The 4,084-nt window shown below is 57.4% G+C and carries 2 protein-coding genes and 3 pseudogenes; 2 read left to right on the top strand and 3 right to left on the bottom strand.

Going from position 1 to position 4,084, the window contains the following annotated elements; translation table 11 throughout:
* Positions 1-127: 127 nt before the first annotated feature.
* Positions 128-709 (top strand): annotated as a pseudogene (locus tag CINSTRO3249_RS13730) (lysine-sensitive aspartokinase 3); the annotation flags it as partial.
* A gap of 88 nt (positions 710-797) precedes the next feature.
* Here the strand turns inward: CINSTRO3249_RS13730 and CINSTRO3249_RS13725 are convergent.
* The 3 genes and pseudogenes from CINSTRO3249_RS13725 to CINSTRO3249_RS13715 form a co-directional block, all read right to left on the bottom strand.
* Positions 798-2,468 (bottom strand): Na/Pi cotransporter family protein, encoded by a 1,671-nt coding sequence (locus CINSTRO3249_RS13725; protein ID WP_074013682.1) that lies wholly within the window; start codon positions 2,466-2,468, stop codon positions 798-800.
* 85 nt (positions 2,469-2,553) lie between these two features.
* Positions 2,554-3,546 carry an ABC transporter ATP-binding protein gene (locus tag CINSTRO3249_RS13720; RefSeq protein WP_074013681.1) on the bottom strand — a complete coding sequence of 331 codons (993 nt, stop codon included), beginning with the start codon at positions 3,544-3,546 and terminating at the stop codon, positions 2,554-2,556.
* A 2-nt stretch (positions 3,547-3,548) separates the two neighbouring features.
* A pseudogene (locus CINSTRO3249_RS13715) lies at positions 3,549-3,830 on the bottom strand (ABC transporter permease subunit); the annotation flags it as partial.
* Between the two features lie 22 nt (positions 3,831-3,852).
* On the opposite strand from CINSTRO3249_RS13715, the pseudogene CINSTRO3249_RS17735 reads away from it, so the two are divergent.
* Positions 3,853-4,084 (top strand): annotated as a pseudogene (locus CINSTRO3249_RS17735) (hypothetical protein); the annotation flags it as partial.

Below are 4,084 nucleotides of genomic sequence, written 5' to 3'. Positions count from 1 at the left end.
ATTTTGCAGCACATTAGGCATGATGTTTCACATCTCTGAGTTAAATATGCACAGCATAACATTTCATCAGGAAAAGGTGACATTTCTACTTTGCGGGATTAGTTGACATTTTAAACTTGCAATAACAAAAATCCTGCACCCGGCGACGCTGCTGCCGGCGGTACGCAGCGCGATCCCGGTCTTCGTCGGCTCCAGTAAGGATCCCGGCGCCGGCGGCACGCTGGTGTATAATCACACCGACAATCCGCCGCTGTTCCGCGCTTTGGCCTTGCGCCGACGCCATCCGCTGCTGACGTTGCACAGCCTCAACATGCTGCACGCCCGCGGCTTTCTGGCGGAAGTGTTTAATATTCTGGCGCGGCATGCTATCTCGGTGGATCTTATCACCACCTCCGAAGTCAGCGTGGCGTTGACCATGGATACCACCGGCTCTACCACCACCGGCGCGAGCCTACTCACCCAGGCGCTGCTGACCGAGCTCTCCTCATTGTGTCGGGTAGAGGTGGAAGAGGATCTGGCGCTGGTGGCATTGATTGGTAATAAACTGTCGCAGGCCTGCGGGGTGGGCAAAGAGGTGTTCGGGGCTTTGGATCCGTTCAACATCCGGCTTATCTGTTACGGCGCCAGCAGCCATAACCTTTGCCTGTTGGTGCCGGGCGGCGACGCCGAGCAGGTGGTGCGAACCCTGCACAGCGCGCTGTTCGACTGAACCTCTTCGGCGGCGAACGCCGTCAGGACGTGCCGGGGACAGTTATCGTCACGTTCGCGGACCTCATCCTCTTCGGCGGCGAACGCCGTCAGGATGTGCCGGCAGCCGGGGGTCGGCTGTCGTCACGTTCGCGAACTTCATCTTCTTCCGACTCTTCGTCCAGCTCCAGCACGTTATAGGCCACCGAGCAGAACAGCGAGTTGACTCGTTTCAAATCCCCCAGCAGACTCAAATGCAGCGAGCTGGTCTCCAGACTCTGCACATTCTGCTGATGCAACCGGTCCACATGGGCATGGGCATAACGACGGTCGGTGATACGAAAGCGGTGCTTGGCGCGGCGCAGACGGCGGGCGCTGGTCATGTCGTTAGACAAGAACACCGACAGGCTCAACCGTAGATTCGACATCAGTTGCTCGTGCAGCGTATCCAGCTCCTTCATCCCTTGCGCCGAGAAAGCCCGACGCGCGTTGAGCGATTTCGCGGCGATATCCCCAGTCATGCGTTCGATGATATCTCCCGCCTGCTCAAGATTAAGCGCCATTTCAATGATCTCCGCCCAGCGACGCGAATCCGCCTCGTCCAGATCCTCCTTCGGGATCTGCGCCAGATAAAGTTTGATGGCCGTATACAGCACATCGACGTCGTCGTCCAGACGACGTACCTCGCGGTTTTTATCAACCTGCCCGTGCAGCACTTCGGTATGCAGCAGCAGCATACTCTCTACCACGTCGCCCATGCGCAGGGTTTCCCGGGCGGCGTTCACCAGCGCCAGCGCCGGCGTATCCAGCGCGCTGGTATCCAAATGACGTGGCCGCACGCTCCGATCGTCTATCGGCGTGTCGGCAATCCACTTGCTGCACAGGCGCGCCATATGGCCGGCGAAGGGCACCATGGCCAGGCAGCGAAACAGGTTATAGAACACGTGGAAATAGATAACCAATTCCGAATCCGCCAGCGGCAACCGTTCCAGCAATCCCGCCAGCGGCGAGACAAACGGCAGCACGACAAGACAACCGATAAGTTTAAACAGCAGGCTACCGAGAGCGACGCGTTTCCCTTCGGCGTTTTGACCGCTGGCGTTGAGCATCGCCAGGATCCCGCTGCCGAGATTCGCCCCGATCGCCAGGCATAGCGCCACCTTAAAGGAAATCACATCGGTGGCGGAGAGGGTGGCGGTCAGCAGCACCGCCGCCAGGCTGGAATAACTGATAATAGCGAACAGCGCCCCGGTCAAAGCATCCAGCAGAATATCGCCGGTCAGTGACGAGAACAGGACTTTGACGCCGTTGGCCTGGGTGATGGGCGTAGAGGCGCTGACGATGAGCTCCAGAGCCAGCAGAATCAAACCCAGGCCGATGGCGACGCGCCCCAGTTGGCCGGCGCGGGATTGTTTACGGCCGAGGAACAGGCAAACGCCAATGAAGATAAGCAGCGGCGACAGCCAGGAAAGATCGAAGGTCAGCACCCGCGCCATCAGGGCGGTACCCACATCGGCGCCAAGAATGATTACCAGCGCCGGCGTCAGCGCCACCAACTTCTGGGCCACGAAAGAGGTCACCAGCATGGCGGTGGCGTTGCTGCTCTGCACCAGCGCGGTCACGCCGATGCCGGCCATGAAGGCCATGGTTTTCTTTTCTACGCTGCGGCTAAGCACCTGACGCAGCCGGGCACCATAGACACGCATAATGCCCGTGCGGACGATATGGGTACCCCATACCAGCAACGCCACGGCGGACAACAGATGTAACAGCGTTAACACTCGGTTTAAGCTCCCTTTTACAAATGATTACCGGCGCTCCTTACCGGCGACCCTGTGTTGATAAGGAGGTTCATGGGGCCGCGCATCAGGCAACCTCGCATAGTGTTGATAACTCTAACTGTAGACCAATTCGTCCGCCATTTGGATAGAGATCTGCCACAGAACGGTTCAAAACATCCACCACCAGTAAAACCTGCCGGCATTCCACCCGATAGCGTATCACATTGCCCAGCAGGCTATGGCCGAGGATAACCGCGTCAAGCCCTTGCCCGGCCGGCAACAGCGTCATGGACTCTGGCCGTATCGCGACCCGCATCGTATAACGTCGCCCGGTCAGCACACCCGCCTGCCCGGGCTCCAGTATATTGTAACTGCCGATGAATCCGGCGGCAAAAGCGTCTACCGGCCGGGTGTAGAGCATCTCCGCACTGTCATTTTGCACAATGCGGCCCTGATTCATTAGCACCACTCTGTCGGATAACGTCAGTGCTTCTTCTTGATCGTGGGTGACGAAAATGGCGGTGAGTTTTAGCTCCTGCTGGATGAGGCGGATTTGATCGCGCAAGTAGCGGCGGATACGCGCATCCAGCGCCGATAACGGCTCATCGAGCAGGAGCAGCCGCGGCCGGGTCACCAGCGATCGAGCCAGCGCCACCCGCTGGCTTTGCCCGCCGGAAAGTTGATGGGGATAGCGGTGGGCGAAGGTCTGCAACTCCACCAGCGCCAGCGCCTCATCGGTGCGCCGGCGGATAACGTCGGGGGCCAGCTTTTGCATCTTCAGGCCAAACGCGACATTGGCCGCGACCGTCATATTGGGAAACAGCGCGTAACTTTGGAACACCATGCCGATACCGTGCTGCTGCGGCGCCACCGGCAGCAAATTTTGTCCGTCGAGTATAATCTCGCCGCTGTCCACCGCGGTTAAACCGGCAAGACAGCGCAGTAAGGTGGATTTGCCACAGCCGCTGGGGCCCAGCAAGGTGACAAATTCGCCTTCGTCGGCGCTAAAATCGATGTTGGCGAACACCTGGGTTGGGCCATAATGCTTATTCAGCTGCTTAACCGTTAAATACGCCATCTTCACTCCTTTTCCTTACCGACCGCATTGGCCAGTAATGTCAACAACAGCACCACCACAAAATAAGAAATGACCAGCGCGCTGGTGAAGTGACCGCTGCCGTTACGCATGTTGTAGAGATAGACCTGCAGGGTTTCGTAGCGATTACCCACTAACAGGTTGGCGAAGACAAACTCGCCGATAAGAAAGGAAAATGACAGCAGCATCGCTATCATACAGCCTTTGCGCAAATTAGGCAGGATGACCAGCAACGCGGCCTGTGCGGTGCTGGCGCCCAGCAGATGCATAGGTATCTACACATTTATCGTGATACCTGTTATTACTTTGCAGAATGATTTCAACCTATCTGTTGGCGGGATTGACTCTCGCCTTACCCGCCGATATCAGACGCTGGTTAAACAGCATATGACACCCGCGGCTCTTCTTGCTTCTGCGGTTAAAGACCTCGCAAGTGCTCAAAAATCAACTTTCGCAACTACCCAAGCTGTCTGGCGTTTTCTGAATAATAAGCGAATTAGCTTCAGTCAACTCAATGAGC

Origin of the sequence: Candidatus Sodalis sp. SoCistrobi (assembly GCF_900143145.1) — a bacterium.
In the GTDB taxonomy this organism is placed as follows: domain Bacteria; phylum Pseudomonadota; class Gammaproteobacteria; order Enterobacterales; family Enterobacteriaceae; genus SoCistrobi.
Note: the sequence above shows the minus strand (reverse complement) of the source record. Positions and strands in the feature narration are given on the sequence as shown.